This is a genomic window from Bradyrhizobium lupini, assembly GCF_040939785.1.
In the GTDB taxonomy this organism is placed as follows: domain Bacteria; phylum Pseudomonadota; class Alphaproteobacteria; order Rhizobiales; family Xanthobacteraceae; genus Bradyrhizobium; species Bradyrhizobium canariense_D.
The window spans coordinates 6171886-6190635 of record NZ_CP162553.1 but is presented as its reverse complement, the minus strand read 5'-3'; the positions used below and the strand labels follow the sequence as shown (position 1 = coordinate 6190635).

Sequence of the window (18750 nt, the reverse complement as noted above, 5' to 3'; positions counted from 1 at the left end):
GTGACTACTTGCGCTCGTCGGCAAGAAATCGGCCAAACGCACCTCGCGCGAAGAGCAGCGGCTCCTTCGCATCGTAAGTATAGGCCTCGACCGCGCCGAGAAAGATCACGTGGTCGCCGCCGTAATAGCGATTGACCGAGCGGCATTGAAAATTGGCGACGCTCTCGGCGAGCACCGGCGCGTTGCCGAGGCCCGGCGTCCACTCGACACCGGTGAACTTGTCATCAGACGACTTGGCGAATTTGCTCGCAAGCGCCTGTTGCGAAACGCCAAGAACGTTGACCGTGAAATGACTGGCGTTCTGGAAGATGGTCAGACTAGAGGAATAGACGACGAGGCTCCAAAGAACCAGCGGCGGATTCAGCGAGACCGAGGCGAACGAATTGCACGTCAGGCCATAGGGCTTGCCGTCGGGAGCCGCGGCCGTGATGATCGTCACCCCCGTGGCGTAGGTGCCGAGCGCGCTGCGAAAATCGCGGGGATCGATCGGCGAGCTGTCGCTCGCGAGTTCGTTGGCCGGATCGGGAACGGCCGGCTGCTTCGGCAGATCATTCATCGGCCGGCCTCACAGCGTGAGATTCTCGGACGGCAGCCCCAGCGCCACGCGTCCATAATTGGTCCCGGCCGCATCGAAATTGAACGCGAGATGCGAGTTGATCGCGTGCGCATCGCGGAACTGCCGCTGCAACGCGCCCGTCGTGAACAGGCCCCGTGCTCCGCTCGCGGCAAACAGCATCGACACCGCATCCGTGCAGAAGTTCACTGAAAAGGCGCCGTCGCGCCGATATCTGGTCTTGGTCGCCATATCGGGGATATGACCCCGCCGTGCATCCTCCATGGCATTCAGACAGGCCGAGCGCATGATCAGGCGTGCAGCGTCGATCTTCGCCGACGCCTCCGCGATCTTGATCTGGGTGCTTTGAAAGTCGCTCAGCCTGGCGTGGTTGTAGGTGGAAATGCGATGACGGACGACCTCCGCATAATCGTCGAGACACGCCTGCGCGTTCCCCAGCGCGACGCCGGAGAGAACGTAGGGAAACAGCGAGAACACCGGGAGCGCATACAGCGGGTTGGGATTGAGCTTGCTTCCCGGAGTCGGACCGCCGTCAAGATCGCCGACCGCGACTGTCATGTCGTCGGGCACGAAAGCGTCCCTGACCTCCACGTCGCAGGACCCTGTCCCGCGCAGCCCCGCGACATTCCATGTGTCGAGGACCTTGTAGTCGGCTTTCGGCAGCAGAAATATCCGATACTCGATGCCGTCTGCCTCATCGTCGGAGTAGACCACGCTTGCAAGCATGTTCCACGCGCAGGAGGCAACGCCCGAGGAGAACGGCCAGCTGCCGTGGAGCCGGTATCCGCCCTCAACTCGCGTGGCACGTCCGGCCGGAAAAATGAACGAGGACGCGATCAGCGTGTCCGGATCACGACTCCAGACCAGATCCTGCGCCGTCGGCTCGAACATGCCGAGCATCCAGTGATGGCTCGCCAGATTGGCCAGATTCCATGCCACCGAGGCGTCCGCTTGTCCGAGCAGGTCCGCGCAATCGATCAAGGCGACATAATCGAGCTCGGCGCCGCCAATGCGCCTAGGCTGAAGCATCCGGAACAGGCCGGCGTCGTGCAGATCCTTCTCGGTTTCCGGCGGCAGATGCCGCAACTCCTCCGTCCGCGCCGCCCGCTCCCGCAGCCGTGGGACGAGCGCCCGGGCCTTCGCGATCATTGCCGCATGGGCAGGTTCATCGGATTGCACCGCCGCGGGCCGGCCCACGCTCGGCTCTTGACCAGGCGCCATTCGTATCCCTCGCTTTCATGCATTTATGCGGCGAGACCCTTGCCAAATCAAGCGGATGCAGCGCTAAGGCGCGATTTGCACGTCCCAAGGGAACGACCGCTTGGGCTCAAACCTGCACCGATGACTTGCCCGATCCAAAAGCCCCCTTTTGGTTGAACTCCAAGATCCGACGCTCGTCGTAACCGAGCGTATCACTCAAGACCTGCTCCGTGTGCTCGCCCAGCAATGGAGCAGCCACAGGATCAATCGAGCCGGTCAAGCTCATGGTAATCGGCGGCTCGATGTTCGGGACCCACTCTGCCGTACGATGTGGAATCCGGTTCAAGCGATGGCGCTCTCGCGCCTCCGGTGCATTGAACCCCTCCTCGACCGTCCGGAGATAGCCGACCGGGATATTGGCCAGCTTCATCTTCGCCATCCAGTTCTCGAGGGTATCGCTTGCAAAGACCTCCGCGATGGCTGCTCGCAGAAGTTCCTTGTGCTCGGAGCGGGCTTTGCGCGTTGCAAACTGCGGATCGGTGATGAGATCGGGCCGGTTCAGCACCTCAACAACGAGCCGGCGATAGAGCCGGTCGTTCGCGCAGGCCATGTAAAGCGGTCCATCGGAGGCCTCGTACACGCCGACGGTAGGAGAGCCACTCGGCGAATTACCAAACCGGCCGGGGTTTTCGCCGTTGATCAGATAGGCCATGCCATAGAAACCGGTCATGCCCATCGCGACGTCGAACAGGGCGACCTCGACATGCTGGCCGTGACCGAGCCGATCCCGCGCCAACAGCGCCATCAGGATGGCGTTGCAGGCAGACATCCCCGTCGCCATGTCCACGATCGGAGGGCCGGTGCGAACCGCCGGGCCATCGGCAAATCCGTTGAGCGACATGAAGCCGCTTTCCGCCTGCGTGATCGGATCAAAGCCGGGACGCGAGGCAAACGGCCCGGTGCGCCCGTAGGCGGAGATCGAGCAATAGACCAGCCGCGGATTGAGCGGCGCAACAGCTTCATAGTCCAGGCCAAATTTCTTCATGACCCCGCTGGAGAAGTTCTCGACGACCACGTCGGCCTTGCGAATCAAGTCCAGCGCGATCTCACGAGCCTCGGGCACGGTAAGGTCGAGCGTGATGCCACGCTTGTTGCGATTGAGGCTCAGATAGGCAGCACTCTCTCCACCGATCTCGGCGTGTTCATACGCACGCGTGTCATCGCCTCCGTCTGGATTCTCGATCTTGATGACGTGCGCGCCGAAATCAGCAAGCGTCTGCGTACAGGCCGGGCCGGCAACCACACGGGTGAAATCGACGACCAGCAGACCATCGAGCGCGGTAGGCGCGCCCGTCGCCCGCGACGAACGTTCCGGCAATTGAGGCTTGGTGGGCATCGACGGCGCTCCCTTACATCGGCTTATGGTTGCCGAATTTCCCGCAGGAGCAAACTTAAAGCCCGGCACCGCTGAATTCGCAAGTGCTCCGCCCGCATCGCTTCAATACGCAAAAAGGGCCCGGCAGCTGTCAAGCTGCCGGGCCCTTGAACGTTCCGTGTGCGCTTCATCCCGCGAGCCATTTTCCGTTGCGGGAATCGCGTTCCGCATCACGGGAAACATGACCCCATTCGCTCAGCGAAGCCGCTTTCGCCAGTAAAGCGTATGCGGCCAAGCCCAGGGCACATGGGGTTCGAAGAGCCGATAGCCCGCCCGGATGAAATTATTGGCAGACACCGGATTGTCCGTCGTATCCGAGACGATGCTGTCCCATCCAATACGCCGTGCCCTTGCCTCCATCACCCGCATCAGCCTGCACTGGAGGTCACGTCCCCGGTGCCGCTGCAACACACCGACTCTGGAGAAATAACCGCCATTTCGAATGTGCGTTGACGGCACGATACCGGCGAAGGCTACTGGCTCAGCGCCGTGATAGGCAAGCCACCACGCCCCTGGCTCGAATTGCGGCAAGGGAGCCGCATCGAAGAACGTCAACTGATGCAGATCGGCCAATGTATCGACGATGTCGTCATCGGATGCATCGACGATGCGAATTCTGTACATGAGACGGTCCGTTGGGTAAGGACGACGTGAGTGGAATGCAGCAATGTCGTCGTGGCTGAGGCTCACTTGCCGAGCACGACCTTGACGCTTAGCCCAACCACACCCATCAGACCGGTGGCGATCACCGTAATCACGGCCTTGAGCGTGTAGCTCTGCGCCTGCTCGACGCTCGTTCGCCATCGGCGCAGATGCTGAAAATCCGCCCTTAGCTCCTTTCGATCGTCATTATCAATTCCGAAAGACGCCAGCACCGATGCCACCGTCCGCAATACGATGGCATCAATGTTCGCCTGCTGAAGCCTATGTTGCTCAGCCAGCATCTCGGCAACGATCGCCCTGATTTCGTCATCCGCCATCTTCACCGCTTGATGATCCTTTCAAAGTTCTCGAAGCCGCGCTTGGTGAAGTAGAAGGAGACAACCAGATTGGCCGTGATCGCCGCAAAGCCCGCGAGGGCGTCGGTGGAACCAAAGCCGAGGACCTTGTCCCAGACCAGGAGTTTCGCGAAGTAAAGCGCGACGCAATAGCCCATCAATTTGTCCGGCTCCCGCCAATGCCCGATTTCCGCGACCGGAGACCGGGCCGGCACGTTCGCGCGTGCGCGGCCAGCAATGGTACGGACGGCGGCACGCCGATCGGCGCTCCCTCAACGCGTTTCAAGCGAGTGCGTGGCCGTGATGCGTGGCCCGCCGTCCGATTCCGAAAATGGGATACGAAAAAGCCCGCGGCGGATTTTGTCCCGCGCGGGCATTGCGAACTCTTCGATGATGCCACTATGCCAGTGTTTTGCCCGACGGGTCAAGCTCTATTTCGATTTTTGCGAATTAAAGCCGACGGAGACCTTCGGAAAGTCAATTCCAGTCGGGCTGCCGGCGTTTCGCCTGACGTGTCAACGAACGAACCGTCCCTGCCCGCGTTAGCCGGTCAGGAGGATCGACCAATGACATTGAACATGACACCGAAAACATCGCGGGACTGGCCGGGCCAGAAGCCGCGCATCGACGGGGAGCCCGACACGCGAGAGGCCATCATCCCGGACGCTGACGAAACCGAGGACCAGAACCGTGATCTCGTTCACGGCGAAGGCGGAGCCATCGATCTTCCCACCAGGCCCGGCGATCTCTCGAAGGATGATTAGGCCTTGTGCTTTGCACGAGGAGTCCAACATCGCTCGTTCGACCACGCCGTACCGGAACTTACGCCAAGGCGGGCGCGTTTATTCCTTCATCAGGAGGAACGTTGTGCGATGAGCCATACTGTACTGGTTGTTGACGACGATCCCGGCGTGCTCGACGTCATCGTCGGCATGCTGGAAGATCTCGGTTGCGACGTCATCAGCTCCCGGAGCGGCCCGGATGCGCTCGACCAGCTCGCGCACAACCAGGACATCTCCATCCTCATCACGGACATCAACATGCCCGGCATGGACGGTCATGAACTGGCCGAGCTGGCCAGGCGAGACCGCCCGGAGCTGAAGATCCTGCAATTGTCGGGGCGTGAGCCCCGGCGTGACGGCCTTCCCATGATCAGAAAGCCGTTCTCGTTCGAGGAACTCGCCAGCACCATGCGGCGCACCGTCGGCATCTGCTGAAGCTCGCAAGACCGAAACATCGCAAGCCAAAAAGTCTGAAAGCCAAAAGCCCAAAACAAAACCCGCGGCGGATCGCATCCGCGCGGGTTGAACCAAACTCATTTTCGATGATGGCATTATGCCGGTGTTTTGCCCGACGTGTCAACGCGGCGAACGCGGACAAGGAATTCCCTCTCCCCACTTAGATATGTGGTGTGCAACGGGCTTGCTTCAAGCCCCCGACCCTGCCGTAGAACCCTCGACCCGAACACCATCCCGAGGGGTCTCACATGCCTGTACTGCTTCCGACATCCCGGACGCGCGGCCACGCCAAACGCGCCGGCGCCCGCCACGAAGACCACGCCGTCGTGATCGCCGGCGGCGGCCCGACCGGCCTGATGCTGGCCGCCGAGCTCGCGCTGGCGGATATCGACGTCGCCGTGGTCGAACGGCGCGCCGATCAGGAACTGGTCGGCACGCGCGCCGGCGGCTTGCACGCGCGCAGCATCGAGATCCTCGACCAGCGCGGCGTCGCGGATCGTTTCCTGCGCGAAGGACAGATCACCCAGCTCGCGGGCTTCGCCTGGACCAGGCTCGACATTAGCGACCTCCCCACCCGGCACGCTTACGGGCTGGCACTGCGGCAGAGCCACATCGAGCGCATCCTGGCCGACTGGGTCAGCGAGCTCGCGGTGCCGATCTATCGCAATCGCGAGGTGACGGATTTTGCGCAGGACGAGACCGGCATCGACGTGACGCTGTCCGGCGGCGAGGCCTTGCGCGCGAATTATCTGGTCGGCTGCGACGGCGGCCGCAGCCTGGTGCGCAAGGCCGCCGGCATCGACTTCGCAGGCTCCGAGCCGACGCTGAGCAACCTCATGGCCGAAGTCGAGATGCGGGACGAGCCGGCATGGGGCCTGCGCCACGATGCGCTCGGCTTTCACGGCCTCAGCAAAACCGAGAGCGGGCGCGTGCTGGTGGTCGTGACGGAAGCAACGCTCGATCGCACCGGCGCGCCCGGCCCCCGCGATCTCAGCGAAGCCCTCGTCGCCGTCTACGGTACCGACTTCGGACTCCACAACCCGTCCTGGATCTCCCGTTTCACCGATGCGGCACGGCAGGCGGTGTCTTACCGCAAGGGCCGCGTGCTGCTCGCCGGCGATGCCGCGCATATCCATCATTCCGTCGGCGGCCAAGGCCTCAACATCGGCGTGCAGGACGCCGTCAATCTCGGCTGGAAGCTCGCGCAAGTGGTCAAGGGCCTGTCGCCGAACAGCCTGCTCGACAGCTACTACGCCGAGCGCCACCCCGTCGGTGCGCGGACCTTGCGCAACACCATGGCGCAGATCGCCCTGCTCCGCCGCGGAGAAGCCGGCCTCAAGGCCGCGCGCGAGGTCGTCGCCGAACTGCTCGGCATGGACGCGCCGCGCCAGCGTTTTGGCGCGATGATGAGCGGGCTCGACGTGCACTATGATCTCGGCCAAGGCCACGCGCTGCTCGGGCGCCGCATGCCCGATCTCGATTTGACGGTGGACGGGCGGCCGTTGCGACTGTTCACGCTGCTGCACGGCGCGCGCGGCGTCCTCCTCGATTTCGGCAAGGACGGGGGCATCGACGTCCGCCCCTGGGCTGATCGCATCAGCCTCATCGCCGCCGATTACGAGGGACGGTGGGAGGTTCCGGTCATCGGACAGGTCGCAGCGCCAGGTGCCGTGCTGGTGCGGCCCGACGGTCATGTGGCGTGGGTGGGAGACGAGAGCCAACACGGACTTGCGGACGCGATGACGAAGTGGTTCGGACCGCCTGCGGCATGAGGCATGTACGTCCGACGCTCCGTCGAGACAAAGAAGCCCGCGGTATGCCGCGGGCTTTCTTCGAACATCAAGGGTTGGGGACTCGGCGCAATACCCGAACGTCGCGTCGCTCGTCCTTGTCCAATGAGACCGAACTGGGTGGCGACTCCACCACCGTAGCGGGGGTTTCTGGGTTGTACGCGAGCGCGTCGGAGAGCCAACGCGGCCATTCGGCTTCTGGCCGTGGCTCAACACGTGGTTGGCGCAGATTCTGGAAGCTTTCGCTCATGCCTGCTCCTGCGAACGTAGCCAAAGCTCTTCATAATGCGCCTCGGAATCGCACGTCGCGCCGAGGCTTCCGAGAACGCTGATTGGTACTCTCTGCACGCTCTCCTCGATATGTGCCTCCATCGTCGTGTTATCTCCGGGGTGCACGATGACCCGCTCGATGCGGTGAATGAATTCCAAGGGCTTGCCGTCTTCAGTCTCAATCGGCTGCACCGGCTTGCCCCAACCGCGATCGAGGATAGCATTGGCCGCTGCGACACGAGCATGCGCGGGAGCTTCCTTGTCGCGCATGATCTGGACCAGAGTTTTCATGGCGACCGCCGTGTGCGTCCGCGCCAAGGATTTGATTTCAGTCAAAGTGCGCTGCTTGATAGCGCGTCTCGCGGCAGCTCTCGCAAGAGCGTTTTGGGAAAGAAGGTTGTTCTTCACTGGTTCAATCATCTGAAAATCTGCTTTTTGAAAAGAAACCCAAGTTAGTGACGTTGTTGGAGACGCAAAAAACCCGCGGCGGAAAGCTCCGGCGCGGGCGAAAACAAACACATCTCAATGATGCTATTCTGCCAGTGTTTTGCCCGACGTGTCAAATTCCATTGGCTCAAAGCGTCCAATAGCCTGCTCGCGGAACATCGTTTCACAGGTCCGCAAAGGGTCCACAAGCGGTCCTCGACCTGCTGCGTGCGGCAGGTCGGCTATGGGTCAAAATGCGAAGAACTCAACCTGAGCAAATCTGGTCCGCCATGCCTCGGTGAGCGGACGTCGCGGAGGGCTGCCGCCGTTTCCGCGATGGGCCACGACCGGACGTACGTTCGGGATGCCCCGTCACTGACTGGTCTCGTTCTGTCTTCGGATCAGGGACACGTCCGAGACGCGGGCAGTGATCGGCAATCCATGCTGTCTGAGAACACTCCATCCGGCCCATAGCCCGACGAGGCCGAAAAGACTGGCCGCAGGAAGAACCCAGGTCATTCGTCTGGCGCCCAACGTTGCGGCCATCGTCGTGCAAAATACAGCGACCAACACGGCAGGAAGGACATATGGCCAGTTTCCGATAACTCCGTCCAACCCCCTTCGGCCGATGAGCAATACCGCAATCACCCCGAAGCAACTCATGGCTAAAAGGAGGACATTCCCGGCGATGTCGAGCACAACGTTTATCCCGTGCTGTGGCATGGAGAGGGTCCCCAGCACGTGTTCGTAAAGACGAACGCTCGAAGCATAGGACATAAGAAGACAGAACAACCCGAATACCAAGCCGATTGTCTTGAAGAGAGGCCTTGCCGCTTGTACTTCCATGCCGGGCACCCTTTTACCTCTGCTCGAAGCTCCTTGAGGCGTTCAACCAGACCTGGGGTAGAGCGCACTGGTGAATCTACCGCTCATGTCCTTGGTTAAGCTGCGGTTGCCGCAATCGCTCAAAGGTGTTGGAGAACGACGGCCTATAGTATCGGCCGCAGATCACACCAATAATCACCTCACTTCTGCAATGGGTCATGAGCACCCTTCGGAGTGGCCGCCGGTTGCTTCCGGTCTACCCCCATGAGCCGACGACCGGGGACGCCGCTTAGACTTCGCAGTCGGGCCAATAGGTAACGTCGCGCGTCACCTTCACTTTCCCAGTGTGGCGACAAACTGGCGGTGTCGCTCAAGCCACTCCGGCTTTTGCAAACCGATGACCTGCACACATAGCTCAACGCATTCATTGCAAATAGCACTGGCCGTTTGCTGGCCTTTTGCGTTCACGGATACCGCGTTGACGACGGAAACAACTTCTTCCGGCTCCTTCCCGCAAAAGGCGCAAATTAAGTCCGAGTTCGTCATCCTCTGATCCTTCCGCCAGCCGAATTCGGCGAACCCGGTGGTTCGCAGTTAGATGATCTTATGCAACCATGCCGATGTCGGCGATGGGTCATTCGCGTCGGTTTGGCCGGATCATGCTGACTTCTGGTCTTGCGCGGTGAACGGACATCCTCAGGATAGGTGGGCATGCCTCAAACGGGCCACAAGCGGAAGTGAATGCAAAGGAGGCGCCCCTGATCACGCCCTGTGTTCCGGGGACCAGCTCTGATTGGTCATCCAAGAACAGAGCGCCATCGAGACACCTCCAGCAGCGGCAATCAAAAGCAGATGGCTTTGGGAAGAGAAGCCCGCGAGAGACGATCCAACAACGCCGGACGCTGTAACGAGAGCGAGCTGCCAGCGCCGCCCTTCCAGAGAGTAATCGACAAGCGCACTTGGAAACGCAACCAAAACACTCAAGAACGGAAGCCCAACCAACCAACCAAGAGCACTCGTCGACCCAAACAGAAAGTCGAGCACGCCGCCCATAAGCAGCGGCCCGACTATGAGAAACGTAAAAATGCGCTTCATTGGGTCAATGCCTCGCAAGAAAGGCGATCCGTTCGGAGCGTGGTGGCTCGTATAACCAGGTTGTGTTAACGCGGCACGAAGCCGAATCCGACAAACGTCTGCTACAGGTCAAAATGCGAAGAGCTCAACGTGAGCAAACCGGTCCGCTATACGTCAGTGACCGGACCTCAACGAAGCGGGGCACTACTTCGCTGATGGGCCACAAGCGGACGAACGTCGCTTCCAATTGACAGTCGCAGAGTGATGTTTCTTTAATGTCGTATGAGAGACACTCCGCACGGACAAGAGGCATTGGTTAGACGATGCGACTAGCACTACCGAGCCGCGCTGATGATCGCACCAAACGCCGCAGCAAAATTCCTGAATGGATTGCCGCTGCATCATGCGGCGACGTTGACGCTCAGTTGGCTCTCGCTTGGGAGTATGCCCGAGGCGATGCCGTTGACGCGGATTTCGTGACCGCATGGAAGTGGTTTGATCGTGCCGCCTCGTCCGGTCAAGAAAACGCTGTTTTGCATCGAGCCCGCTTCCTTCAGCTTCGCGGCGTCCCAGAAGGAATACGTGAACTTCGTAAGCTCGCTGCGAAAGGTAACTGGAGAGCGCAGTTTTGGCTTGGAACGCACTATCAATCACAACATGGACGCTTGAGCCAGCTGAGAGCCGCTGCGTGGTACGGTCGATCCCATAAATGTGGGTTCCTTGGCGGCAAGCTCGCGAAGTTAGCGCAACTGCGAAGAATAGCGCATCAACCCTTCAGAACGTTGTTTGCCGCTAAGGTCACTCTTGGGTTCGTTTCGACCTTCATGCAGCTGTTTCGCCGAGATGAGGCGCTCGAAACCCATGAAATGTTGATGTATCGCTTGAAAAGCAGAAGCCCGTGAAAGCAGCTAGTCAAGCCGTTGAAGTCAGCTTCGGGTCAGAAGCAGAAGTGCATTCACATCATGGGCTGGTTGGGAGCGACAAAGCACACCAGGTATATGATCGAGAACAGCGTGCCGAATCCTAAACACTGCAAGGCAATCGCAAGCCAGAAGAGCAACGGGCTCTCATCCCTCAGCAGCACGGCGCCAAAGCCTAATGGTATCTGCATCGTTCGGAGGCTGTTGAACAACTTAAATCCGACCAACGCGAACGCGACCATCACGACCAAAAGCATCGATATCACTGGCATCGGCGGCTCGCTGCAATTGCGCTGATCTTAGCATTCACGCGTCAATCATGGATCAGGCCAAATGCTAAAATTTGAATGTTAGGTCGGCTTTGGGTCAGAAGCGGTCCTCGACCGGCTGGGTGCCGCAGGTCAGCAACGGGCCATGAGCGGCCGTGAGCGAGTGTTTCAGGCTCCGAACCAAACGCGTCCAATGCAGCATGTCGATGCCTGACTGACCGCAGGTGCAAAATGCGTTGTTCCGCGAAGTTAGGGGCCGCACCTATATGAGAAAGGCACCTACTGAAGCGGAGCTTCGCACTCCTTTAGGGTGCGGTGGATGGCGGTCGCAGCCTCGCTCCCGGTCATCCGGCGCCCGGTTGTCCAGGTGGGCGGTCAAATCCCTGGAAGCCGACGAAGAGCAGTCCGAACATGATCGCCACAATGAGGCCGGAGCCGAGCACGACGAGCAGCGCAGCCTTCCAGCCGGCCAAGCCCCGTTTTTGGAGCCGAACGGCGCACAGGACTAGAACTATGAAGAGGATGGGGCCAACCAGGATGAGCACGCTTGACCCTCAACAAGCCACGCATCTTCGACAGAGCCGAACGATGGCCTTCATGATCCAGACGACCAGAGCGGTCGTAAACAGGGGCCATAGAATGGTGGAAGCGGCACTCACCAGCACGATGTCGTCTTTGGATTCGAGAACAGGAATCAAGATGGAAATATCTCCGGTCAGCTTGGAGTAGAATGGCGGCACAAGTAATGCAGTGCCTCCCAAGATGACGAGATAGTCGCGCACGCTACCCGAAGCAAAGCGCACCATCGCGATGGCCGCTGCGGCAAAAGCCAAAATGAGAGCAGCTCCGGTCATCCTGTCTTGATTCCCTGTTGGTGAACCTTTCGGAGATTAGCCCTTTGTCGCGGCTTCCTGAGGATTCGTTCAAGTATCGGTCACACGGAGGTCTCCAGGTCCTAAGGCGTCGCGTAAAGGGGGAGGAGGATTACCAGGAGGGCCAGCGACAAGATAAATGTCAGAAACACCGCCAATGCAACTGGATGTGCGACGCGCGGCTTCGCCGGTTTCGACATTGAAAACGATCTCTATGTGCAATGATGCAGTGTTATTTGGTGGTCCGATAGCTCGGTGTGGTTCAAAAGTGTCGGTTGCCGCAGTGAGGCCAGCACGGGGAACAGCTGACCGCCGCTCTGCACTCCTTCAAAGTCGGCTATGGATCAAACGCTGACGTTCGGCCGACAACGTGACAAGGTCGGCTCCTGGCCCATCAGCGGACAGTCGTTCGACGAATTCCGGTCTACCCCGATAGGCAGACATAACTCATTCGTGAACCGCCACAGGGCGACCGCTGTCCTTGCGAGTGAACACAAGGGACGGCAAGGGCGACCAACCCTACAGCGGGAAGACTTGCCACGGCGCCTGCCTCCGGCTGCATGTCAGGACGTTAGAGGCAGCATTCCCGTTCCGGGAGGCGCGATATGCTGCAGTTGAAAGACAAGGTCGGACGGTTCGCGACGACAGGGCGCAGCTGCCAGAACTGGAAAAAGGATCAGGAACTGGTTATTTCGCTGCTCAACAAGATCGCCATTTCCGACGGCGGCGCCGAGAACACGCTCAAACCACAGATGGTCGTGACCGGTTATGCCAGCGACGGCCTTTACAACTCGATTCTGTACTTCCAGAAGAAGAACTTTCCCGGCACGCCTGACGGCTATGTTCGGCCTGCCGGTCCGACATTCAATCGGCTCGTTGAACTGTCGACGAAGGCGGCCGCCAAGCCCGCCCCGCCAAAGGGCCAATGGGACGCAATCGCGACTCCTTCCGTCGATGCTGCACTTCGCAAAGGTCTCATCGACGATTCAAAGCTGGACTACGCAGAGGTCGTTGACATCATCCGGGCTACCGTCGCAGACGGCATGGTCACCGCATTCGAGCTGGACGACCTGACCACCATTGCGAACACCTCCAGAACGCTCTCCCCCACCTCGAAAAAGCTCATCACGCTCTTCGTCGGAGAAGAATACAAGGAGAAGCGCGGGATCGGACCGTATGATCTCAATTCCGACCAGAAAAAACTAGCCGCGGAAATGGTCTGCGATTTCCTAAAAAATACGAGGACGACGTTCTTTCCGAAGCTCGACCCACACCGCGTCGGCATAGGTATTCTCAGGCGCATTGCGAAACCGAGCCTCATCAATCAAGAACAGGGAAGTCTGTGCGGGCCATCCGCCCTGATGTTCGGCTACGCGTCGGACAAGCCAGGGTCTTACGCGCGCTTCGCGATCGATCTCTATCAGAAGGGGCAGGCGAATCTTGGCCGCCTGCTGATCAAGCCGGGAAAGGATGTGAGGAACTTCACGCCACCCTGGTCGCTGGACCACGTCGACTGGCTGACATGCGCCTCCATACGCGATTCGGAGAACTGGTTCCTGGATTTCGACGACACAGGCAAGATCAGCGATCTTGCGGGTGTCACCCTGCCGAGCGAAATGGAGCAATGGTTTCGCAAGGCAGGATACCGGGACGTGCGCGAGAATACCAACATTTCACGATTCAACAAAGACATCGACGATGTAACCGAAGCCAACCGGCTGCTCGACAGCGGATATCGCGTATGTCTTTTCATAAGCGCCAATATGATCGACTATGACGACCAGTCCGATAAAGGCTCCGCGCTTACGATGCACTGGGTCGTGCTGCGCGAGAAGATACAAGTGATGAACGGGTTCGTGAAGGCGAAGGTCTTCTCATATGGCGATGGAGACTATTTGATACCGCATCCGCAGGAAAAACCCATGCCGTCAAGCCCCTCGCCGTTCGGGACTTTCTTATGAATTTCTATGGATACGTTGCTGCCAAGGGGTGACCGGGGCCAGAAGCACCAAGGCAAGACGATGCTGGTCACGCACGAGATGGCCTTCTCAGCCGATGTCTCCACCCGCGTCGGCTTCATGAATGCCGGCATCATGGCCGAGGATCGGCACGCCCGAGGAAACCATCCGCCAGCCGCGCAGCGAACGGCCGAAGGTTCAAAATTTCGCGTTGACGGTCCGAACTAGAACAGGAGAACCGGACATGGCCGCTTTCCAAGAGGTTTTCCGCCGCTCCGGCATCGATGAGGGCCGCAGCCCGCCAGGCATGGTGGTGCCGTTCGGCGGCTCCAACATCGTGGCGCTGATCGATCCCGGAAGAAAGCTCAAAGTCGATCCTAACCCCCATGCCCTCGGGATCAAGGAGATCGATGGCGCCGATACTCTTAGACGCGTCATGCAGACCAAAGACACCTTCTCCGCACCCGACATCGATCCGCAGCTCAGGGCGGCGTCACTTCCCGCCACCTTCAATGGCGATGCACGGTTTTTCGAAATCAATGGCCGGATCAAGCCGATTCCCTTTCCCGGTCTGGAGGTGGTGGCCCGGTCGGCCGGCCGGAAGATCGAAGCCAAGCTCTATGTCGTCGTGCTGCCGGAAATCAAGATCAAGGTGGCGTTCCGCAACGTCATGATTCCGGGCAGCGGCGGCGCTCCGGCTTTTCACGCCAAGAAGCCCTGCAGTGAGCAAGATGAATTGCTGACGATGAACAATATATGGAGGCCACAAGCCAACATCCGCTTCGAGCGGGTGCCAACCGACTGGCTGGTCATCGACGACTCGCAGGCTGCCGTCAAACAGGAGCTCGCCAATGCGACTGGCATGAAGGATGCGAGCCTTGCGGTCCTTCCCGATGTGATCGATGTCGAAAACCTGAAGAGCTTCTTCCCCAAACACAAAGTTCAAGGCGCCCATCTCACCATTTTCTGTGTCGACAAGCTTCGGTCCAAGGGCTCCTTTCCCAATGGCTCGTTTGCTCGATCGCTGGACCTTGCCTTCATCAGCTCGCAACGCGGGCCTAACACGTCTGCCCATGAAGCCGGGCATTTTCTCGGCTCCTACTCGAAGAGCGCGACCAAGCCCTGGGACAGCAACGGCCACACATTGGAGACCGATCCGAAAACCGGAAAAGAAAACAGGGCGGAAGACATCAAGATGCTGATGCGCGACGGAGGCGCCGGGTGGAAGATTCCGTTTAATCTCGTCAAGGAGTTCCGCGACTTCCCCGGCTAGCATCCAAAGCTCAGACGGCAGCTGGAAATCACTCCTGACGTCGAATGTCGCCTTTGGGCCACTTTCAGAATCATGCAAGGCAGCAAATGGAATCAGCCTGTCGGGACGCTAGTGGAATCAAAATCGCAGGTACAGATACCGTTGTTGTGCGGGCCGCTTCGTCATGTAGACCGAGCGGGGGGTAATCCAAATTCTCCAATTGCGGGTTTGGTGGACTGGCCGTCTAATCGCGAGGCGAGCAAAGCTGGCGTGAGCCTGCTTTGATCCAGCCCTCGGAAGCGGGCCACCTACTTCGGAAGCACAGGCGGGTGGCCCGCTGGGCGGTTAAGCGATTTAGGGCACGCCATCGGACTGGCAACGCCAGTGACTTCGCGGACCATTGCGGTGCTGTGCGAGTGGACTGAATCCGGGCAACAGTTCCTCCCTGACCGATTTGATAGCCAACGATTTGGAATAAGTCGATGTTCCGTAATCTGTTCGCGGTCGCGCTGATGGTATCGACCAGCGCCGTGCTCGCGCACGATCACAATCGGCTTGATCTGTCGAAGTGGTTTGCGGAGCTTTATGACCGAAAGGGAGATCTGTGCTGCGATGGTAGCGAAGCGATGAATTTGTCAGAGGTAGATTGGGAGATCACCGGCAACCATCCATTACCGTGTCCGCGTGCCGACAACGCCTGGGGGCTTCGGGCGCGATGGCTGGCGCCACCAACGTGGAAACCGAGTGGGTTTAGGTACCCGACGACGCCGTCATCGACGAGCCGAACAGGGCTAAAGCGACGCTGGTCTGGCCGCTCTATGGCCCGATGGGTGTGAGCATTCGCTGCTTCATACCCGGGACGATGAAGCGCCTCCGATTTTAATCGGCGCAAGGCGGAGTTCGGCTTAGGGTCAACAGCAGACTAAGGCTCCGCAGGCGAACGGCGGTGGGTTACCCAATACTCATTCTGCCACGCTTCGTAGCCAAGCAACTCGCCAAAGCGCCGTTCGCGGTCGTCCGACCAGGCTCCGGGTTCGTTCAGAAGCGCGAGCATGGCATCGACCCGCCACTCATGGCCGAGTAAAGTGTAGAACAGCATCTGATATTCGAGCTGCGGCAGTTCGGGACACGGTCCAATCACTGCGCGCCTTATCAAGCGACCCGCATCAACGTGTCTGTCGAACATCCGCCAATACCGAATACAGACATCCGGTTCATGACCGACGATATACGAGAAATATGCAAGCGGCTTCGCCCCGCTCAGCATTAGGCCGAGTTCTCTGTTGGTGTGAACCAAATAGGGCAGCTGACGACGCCATTCGGAATGCATGTTCGGCATCTTGACCGCACAACGTTAATTTCCGCTAAGGGTCAAAGGCTGCCTGGGAAAGCTTGCATGCCCTGTTCCGGTGAACTTCAGGAAGCAGACCTCGCGACACTCTGAGCTAATGGAGGACTCCGCACGGTTTTTCCCATGCTGACCGACATGACATAGGTTCAGGCGGCTCGTCGGCTAGGCGATCAAATAGAAGGTGGTTGCCAGCGCCGCGGCGAGGACCGCCAAGCGAGTGGCCGCTTTCATCATTTTAGTCATGGACGATTTTTCGATGATGAAGTTTAGCCCGCTAACGACCACGACCATGAAAGCCACAAGCAACCACATGACGCTCCTCCTCTGATTGAGCACGTGGTATCTGTATCGGGCCAAGTGTCCTAATTTATCGCTGCTTTATTCTAACCAGACAGCACCCAACAAAGGTCTGCTCAGGGTCACAAGCGGTCCTGGACCAGCTGCTCGCGGCAGGCCACGGGCGCAAGAAAACCGGTCGCTCACGCGACCGGCTAGCCACGAACCTTTAGGTAAAAATTATCAGCGGCCCAGCTTACGCTCTACCTTTATCCGGCTGCTGCCCACCTTCTTGACCGCTTTCTTCACGGCAGAGGCCGAGCGGCCCGTCTCCTTCGCTTCGTAGCCGACTTCGTATTTCTGTCCGCCCGCTACGCGCGCGCGGTCTTGCTTGCGACCGCGAGTTGTCTGCTTCTTCGCTTTAGCCATGTTGCTCTCCTTGCGTCTGTGAAACGCAAGAGGATTCAAATGGTTCCTTAGATCCGTCCGTCCGCGCCGATCAACGGAACGAATCCGGCCGTGAAGATCTGAATCAAGGTGTTCGTTGCGTGGAGTTTGTCAGTGGCGTTGCAGCGTCAGCGTAGGCAGGGGATAATCGGGTGAAAGCGCCCTTCCCCGGCTTCATCAAACCGGCCTTGGCGATCGTGGGTGGACCGCGTGCCATCCGGAGCGCGGTGGATTCACGAAATCAAGTTCGACGGCTACCGGGTCCAGGTTCATTTGGCGAACGAAGTCGTCACCGTCTACACCCGTCGCGGCTTCGACTGGACCAAGCGCTTCAAGAAAGTCGCCGACGATGCCTGGCACATCAAGGCGGGATCGGCGGTCATCGATGGCGAGGTTGTGGTCCCCGCGGCCGATGGCAGCACCGATTTTTCCGTCCTTCAAAACGAGCTGAAGGGCACATCAACCAAGATCGTGCTCGTCGCATTCGATCTGCTTTATCTTAATGGACGAGACCTGCGCGGCCTGCCGCTGTTTCAGCGCAAGGCCGAGCTGAAGAAGATCATTTCCGGCACCGACGTGCAGTTCAGTGAGAGCTTCGAGATCGAAGGCCGCGAGATGTTCGCGCACGCCTGCAAGGTAGGGCTGGAGGGCGTCGTCTCAAAGGTTCGCGACAGCACCTACAACAGCGGCCGCGGCAACAACTGGGTCAAGACAACTTGCGCGCAGCGAGAGACGCTAACCATCGCCGGCTTCGCACTCGACGAAGGCAAATGGGACGGCATCTATCTCGGGCGCCACAAGGGAGATGATCTTATTTATGCGGGCAAGGTTGACCACGGATTCGACAAAACGTCTGCCGCAGAACTGCAAAAACGATTGAAGCCGCTCATTCGCAAGACGCAGCCTTACGCCAAGCGAATCGCGCACAAGGGTATCTGGGTCGAGCCAAAGCTGCTTGCGGAAATCGAGTATCGCGCGAAGTCGGCGGAGGGGAAAGTCCGGCATCCATTCTTCAAAGGCTTGCGGGAGGACCTTTAGGTGAAGTTTTGCGCTGTTTGCGACAACTACCGTTGGGTCTGCGAAAATCATCCGAACCGCCCCGCTTTCGGCCCTCGCGCCTGCGAGTGCGGCGCGGAGAGCCCTGCCCCGTCTGCAATCCAAGCGATGAATTCAACATCCCAGCCATGCCACCCAACTTTGTGCCTGATCGTCTGGATGAAGATGATGGAGACGACTGAGGTGAACATGAAGGTCGAGGACAGGTCCGAATTGATCGGAGCATTGGCGTCTTACGATTCAGCGGATGACGAAGGCGGTTCAGCAATTGCGGATGGCCCGGCTCCAGTCGCCAGCATGCTGGTCTATTGCGCGCACAATTGTAACACTGAATTCGAGACCGAGGTTGAGGAGCTCGAATGCGGCGCCGGCCAGATCGTCTGCCTGGAATGCGACGGGAGCGGACGCTGCCTGTTTCCTCCAGAGATGGTCGGAGGCGAACTGGCCTGCGTCGATTGCAAGGGGACGGGCCGCCAGTTGGTCAGCATATGAAAGCCCTTTGGTTTTCCACAGCCACGA

The 18750-nt window shown here is 59.4% G+C and carries 23 protein-coding genes and 2 pseudogenes; 10 read left to right on the top strand and 15 right to left on the bottom strand.

Annotation, left to right across the window (positions count from 1 at the left end; all coding sequences use genetic code 11):
- Positions 1 to 4: 4 nt before the first annotated feature.
- From AB3L03_RS29510 to AB3L03_RS29485, 6 genes are all read right to left on the bottom strand, one after another.
- A complete protein-coding gene (locus AB3L03_RS29510; RefSeq protein WP_085360120.1) occupies positions 5 to 556 on the bottom strand; it encodes a flavin reductase family protein in 552 nt (183 codons plus the stop codon).
- A gap of 9 nt (positions 557 to 565) precedes the next feature.
- On the bottom strand, positions 566 to 1795 hold the full coding sequence (locus AB3L03_RS29505) for an acyl-CoA dehydrogenase family protein (RefSeq protein WP_204511892.1): 1230 nt from the start codon (positions 1793 to 1795) through the stop codon (positions 566 to 568).
- Positions 1796 to 1901: 106 nt separating this feature from the next.
- Positions 1902 to 3170, bottom strand: a complete 1269-nt coding sequence (locus AB3L03_RS29500; RefSeq protein WP_368507502.1) for a CaiB/BaiF CoA transferase family protein — start codon at positions 3168 to 3170, stop codon at positions 1902 to 1904.
- Between the two features lie 234 nt (positions 3171 to 3404).
- Positions 3405 to 3833 carry a GNAT family N-acetyltransferase gene (locus tag AB3L03_RS29495; RefSeq protein ID WP_085349520.1) on the bottom strand — a complete coding sequence of 143 codons (429 nt, stop codon included), beginning with the start codon at positions 3831 to 3833 and terminating at the stop codon, positions 3405 to 3407.
- 62 nt (positions 3834 to 3895) lie between these two features.
- Positions 3896 to 4195: a hypothetical protein gene (locus AB3L03_RS29490; RefSeq protein ID WP_085349521.1), complete on the bottom strand. Its 300-nt coding sequence runs from the start codon at positions 4193 to 4195 to the stop codon at positions 3896 to 3898.
- Positions 4192 to 4422, bottom strand: coding sequence for a hypothetical protein (locus AB3L03_RS29485; protein ID WP_368507501.1), 231 nt, complete (start codon positions 4420 to 4422; stop codon positions 4192 to 4194). Before AB3L03_RS29485 ends, AB3L03_RS29490 begins: the two co-directional genes overlap by 4 nt.
- A gap of 351 nt (positions 4423 to 4773) precedes the next feature.
- Here AB3L03_RS29485 and AB3L03_RS29480 point away from each other — a divergent pair, with 351 nt between their 5' ends.
- From AB3L03_RS29480 to AB3L03_RS29470, 3 genes are all read left to right on the top strand, one after another.
- Positions 4774 to 4971: a hypothetical protein gene (locus AB3L03_RS29480; RefSeq protein ID WP_085349522.1), complete on the top strand. Its 198-nt coding sequence runs from the start codon at positions 4774 to 4776 to the stop codon at positions 4969 to 4971.
- 108 nt (positions 4972 to 5079) lie between these two features.
- The gene (locus tag AB3L03_RS29475; RefSeq protein WP_085349523.1) at positions 5080 to 5424 is read left to right on the top strand and encodes a response regulator; all 345 of its coding nucleotides are present in this window, start codon (positions 5080 to 5082) and stop codon (positions 5422 to 5424) included.
- 269 nt (positions 5425 to 5693) lie between these two features.
- Positions 5694 to 7217 carry an FAD-dependent monooxygenase gene (locus tag AB3L03_RS29470; protein ID WP_368507500.1) on the top strand — a complete coding sequence of 508 codons (1524 nt, stop codon included), beginning with the start codon at positions 5694 to 5696 and terminating at the stop codon, positions 7215 to 7217.
- 264 nt (positions 7218 to 7481) lie between these two features.
- Here the strand turns inward: AB3L03_RS29470 and AB3L03_RS29465 are convergent, their stop codons facing one another.
- The 4 genes from AB3L03_RS29465 to AB3L03_RS29450 form a co-directional block, all read right to left on the bottom strand.
- Complete coding sequence (locus AB3L03_RS29465; RefSeq protein WP_338014084.1) at positions 7482 to 7925, bottom strand: hypothetical protein; 444 nt, start codon at positions 7923 to 7925, stop codon at positions 7482 to 7484.
- Between the two features lie 378 nt (positions 7926 to 8303).
- Positions 8304 to 8777 carry a hypothetical protein gene (locus AB3L03_RS29460; RefSeq protein WP_368507499.1) on the bottom strand — a complete coding sequence of 158 codons (474 nt, stop codon included), beginning with the start codon at positions 8775 to 8777 and terminating at the stop codon, positions 8304 to 8306.
- Between the two features lie 312 nt (positions 8778 to 9089).
- Positions 9090 to 9302, bottom strand: a complete 213-nt coding sequence (locus AB3L03_RS29455) for a hypothetical protein (protein WP_368507498.1) — start codon at positions 9300 to 9302, stop codon at positions 9090 to 9092.
- Between the two features lie 216 nt (positions 9303 to 9518).
- Entirely contained in the window at positions 9519 to 9851 is a 333-nt protein-coding gene (locus tag AB3L03_RS29450; RefSeq protein WP_368507497.1) for a hypothetical protein, read from the bottom strand.
- Between the two features lie 302 nt (positions 9852 to 10153).
- On the opposite strand from AB3L03_RS29450, the gene AB3L03_RS29445 reads away from it, so the two are divergent.
- Together AB3L03_RS29445 and AB3L03_RS29440 are read left to right on the top strand one after the other, a co-directional pair.
- Positions 10154 to 10732 (top strand): tetratricopeptide repeat protein, encoded by a 579-nt coding sequence (locus AB3L03_RS29445; RefSeq protein ID WP_368507496.1) that lies wholly within the window; start codon positions 10154 to 10156, stop codon positions 10730 to 10732.
- A gap of 96 nt (positions 10733 to 10828) precedes the next feature.
- Complete coding sequence (locus tag AB3L03_RS29440; RefSeq protein WP_368507495.1) at positions 10829 to 11047, top strand: hypothetical protein; 219 nt, start codon at positions 10829 to 10831, stop codon at positions 11045 to 11047.
- A gap of 316 nt (positions 11048 to 11363) precedes the next feature.
- Here AB3L03_RS29440 and AB3L03_RS29435 read toward each other — a convergent pair whose 3' ends face one another.
- Positions 11364 to 11492, bottom strand: a complete 129-nt coding sequence (locus AB3L03_RS29435; protein ID WP_274535503.1) for a hypothetical protein — start codon at positions 11490 to 11492, stop codon at positions 11364 to 11366.
- An 81-nt stretch (positions 11493 to 11573) separates the two neighbouring features.
- The gene (locus tag AB3L03_RS29430; RefSeq protein WP_368507494.1) at positions 11574 to 11873 is read right to left on the bottom strand and encodes a hypothetical protein; all 300 of its coding nucleotides are present in this window, start codon (positions 11871 to 11873) and stop codon (positions 11574 to 11576) included.
- Positions 11874 to 12496: 623 nt separating this feature from the next.
- On the opposite strand from AB3L03_RS29430, the gene AB3L03_RS29425 reads away from it, so the two are divergent.
- The 3 genes and pseudogenes from AB3L03_RS29425 to AB3L03_RS29415 all read left to right on the top strand — a co-directional run bounded on the left by AB3L03_RS29425 (position 12497) and on the right by AB3L03_RS29415 (position 15122).
- Positions 12497 to 13852 (top strand): hypothetical protein, encoded by a 1356-nt coding sequence (locus tag AB3L03_RS29425; protein ID WP_368507493.1) that lies wholly within the window; start codon positions 12497 to 12499, stop codon positions 13850 to 13852.
- Positions 13853 to 13903: 51 nt separating this feature from the next.
- A pseudogene (locus AB3L03_RS29420) lies at positions 13904 to 13996 on the top strand (amino acid ABC transporter ATP-binding protein); the annotation flags it as partial.
- 97 nt (positions 13997 to 14093) lie between these two features.
- Positions 14094 to 15122: a hypothetical protein gene (locus AB3L03_RS29415; RefSeq protein WP_368507492.1), complete on the top strand. Its 1029-nt coding sequence runs from the start codon at positions 14094 to 14096 to the stop codon at positions 15120 to 15122.
- Positions 15123 to 16023: 901 nt separating this feature from the next.
- Here AB3L03_RS29415 and AB3L03_RS29410 read toward each other — a convergent pair.
- From AB3L03_RS29410 to AB3L03_RS29400, 3 genes are all read right to left on the bottom strand, one after another.
- A complete protein-coding gene (locus tag AB3L03_RS29410; RefSeq protein WP_368507491.1) occupies positions 16024 to 16431 on the bottom strand; it encodes a hypothetical protein in 408 nt (135 codons plus the stop codon).
- Positions 16432 to 16614: 183 nt separating this feature from the next.
- Positions 16615 to 16764 (bottom strand): hypothetical protein, encoded by a 150-nt coding sequence (locus AB3L03_RS29405; RefSeq protein ID WP_247395406.1) that lies wholly within the window; start codon positions 16762 to 16764, stop codon positions 16615 to 16617.
- Positions 16765 to 16971: 207 nt separating this feature from the next.
- Positions 16972 to 17157 (bottom strand): DUF3606 domain-containing protein, encoded by a 186-nt coding sequence (locus AB3L03_RS29400; protein WP_368507490.1) that lies wholly within the window; start codon positions 17155 to 17157, stop codon positions 16972 to 16974.
- Positions 17158 to 17327: 170 nt separating this feature from the next.
- Here AB3L03_RS29400 and ligD point away from each other — a divergent pair.
- Positions 17328 to 18213, top strand: a pseudogene (gene ligD / locus AB3L03_RS29395) (non-homologous end-joining DNA ligase).
- 183 nt (positions 18214 to 18396) lie between these two features.
- On the top strand, positions 18397 to 18723 hold the full coding sequence (locus tag AB3L03_RS29390) for a hypothetical protein (protein ID WP_368507489.1): 327 nt from the start codon (positions 18397 to 18399) through the stop codon (positions 18721 to 18723).
- The last annotated feature ends 27 nt before the right edge of the window (positions 18724 to 18750 follow it).

What these genes read in the sequence shown, in the direction of transcription:
- AB3L03_RS29465 (WP_338014084.1), bottom strand. Translation starts at nt 7,925, where the DNA reads ATGATTGAACCAGTGAAGAACAACCTTCTTTCCCAAAACGCTCTTGCG.
- AB3L03_RS29445 (WP_368507496.1), top strand. Translation starts at nt 10,154, where the DNA reads ATGCGACTAGCACTACCGAGCCGCGCTGATGATCGCACCAAACGCCGC.
- AB3L03_RS29455 (WP_368507498.1), bottom strand. Translation starts at nt 9,302, where the DNA reads ATGACGAACTCGGACTTAATTTGCGCCTTTTGCGGGAAGGAGCCGGAA.
- AB3L03_RS29410 (WP_368507491.1), bottom strand. Translation starts at nt 16,431, where the DNA reads ATGCATTCCGAATGGCGTCGTCAGCTGCCCTATTTGGTTCACACCAAC.
- AB3L03_RS29390 (WP_368507489.1), top strand. Translation starts at nt 18,397, where the DNA reads ATGATGGAGACGACTGAGGTGAACATGAAGGTCGAGGACAGGTCCGAA.
- AB3L03_RS29415 (WP_368507492.1), top strand. Translation starts at nt 14,094, where the DNA reads ATGGCCGCTTTCCAAGAGGTTTTCCGCCGCTCCGGCATCGATGAGGGC.
- AB3L03_RS29460 (WP_368507499.1), bottom strand. Translation starts at nt 8,777, where the DNA reads ATGGAAGTACAAGCGGCAAGGCCTCTCTTCAAGACAATCGGCTTGGTA.
- AB3L03_RS29450 (WP_368507497.1), bottom strand. Translation starts at nt 9,851, where the DNA reads ATGAAGCGCATTTTTACGTTTCTCATAGTCGGGCCGCTGCTTATGGGC.
- AB3L03_RS29400 (WP_368507490.1), bottom strand. Translation starts at nt 17,157, where the DNA reads ATGGCTAAAGCGAAGAAGCAGACAACTCGCGGTCGCAAGCAAGACCGC.
- AB3L03_RS29475 (WP_085349523.1), top strand. Translation starts at nt 5,080, where the DNA reads ATGAGCCATACTGTACTGGTTGTTGACGACGATCCCGGCGTGCTCGAC.
- AB3L03_RS29495 (WP_085349520.1), bottom strand. Translation starts at nt 3,833, where the DNA reads ATGTACAGAATTCGCATCGTCGATGCATCCGATGACGACATCGTCGAT.
- AB3L03_RS29405 (WP_247395406.1), bottom strand. Translation starts at nt 16,764, where the DNA reads ATGTGGTTGCTTGTGGCTTTCATGGTCGTGGTCGTTAGCGGGCTAAAC.
- AB3L03_RS29500 (WP_368507502.1), bottom strand. Translation starts at nt 3,170, where the DNA reads ATGCCCACCAAGCCTCAATTGCCGGAACGTTCGTCGCGGGCGACGGGC.
- AB3L03_RS29430 (WP_368507494.1), bottom strand. Translation starts at nt 11,873, where the DNA reads ATGACCGGAGCTGCTCTCATTTTGGCTTTTGCCGCAGCGGCCATCGCG.
- AB3L03_RS29440 (WP_368507495.1), top strand. Translation starts at nt 10,829, where the DNA reads ATGATCGAGAACAGCGTGCCGAATCCTAAACACTGCAAGGCAATCGCA.
- AB3L03_RS29470 (WP_368507500.1), top strand. Translation starts at nt 5,694, where the DNA reads ATGCCTGTACTGCTTCCGACATCCCGGACGCGCGGCCACGCCAAACGC.
- AB3L03_RS29510 (WP_085360120.1), bottom strand. Translation starts at nt 556, where the DNA reads ATGAATGATCTGCCGAAGCAGCCGGCCGTTCCCGATCCGGCCAACGAA.
- AB3L03_RS29425 (WP_368507493.1), top strand. Translation starts at nt 12,497, where the DNA reads ATGCTGCAGTTGAAAGACAAGGTCGGACGGTTCGCGACGACAGGGCGC.
- AB3L03_RS29480 (WP_085349522.1), top strand. Translation starts at nt 4,774, where the DNA reads ATGACATTGAACATGACACCGAAAACATCGCGGGACTGGCCGGGCCAG.
- AB3L03_RS29505 (WP_204511892.1), bottom strand. Translation starts at nt 1,795, where the DNA reads ATGGCGCCTGGTCAAGAGCCGAGCGTGGGCCGGCCCGCGGCGGTGCAA.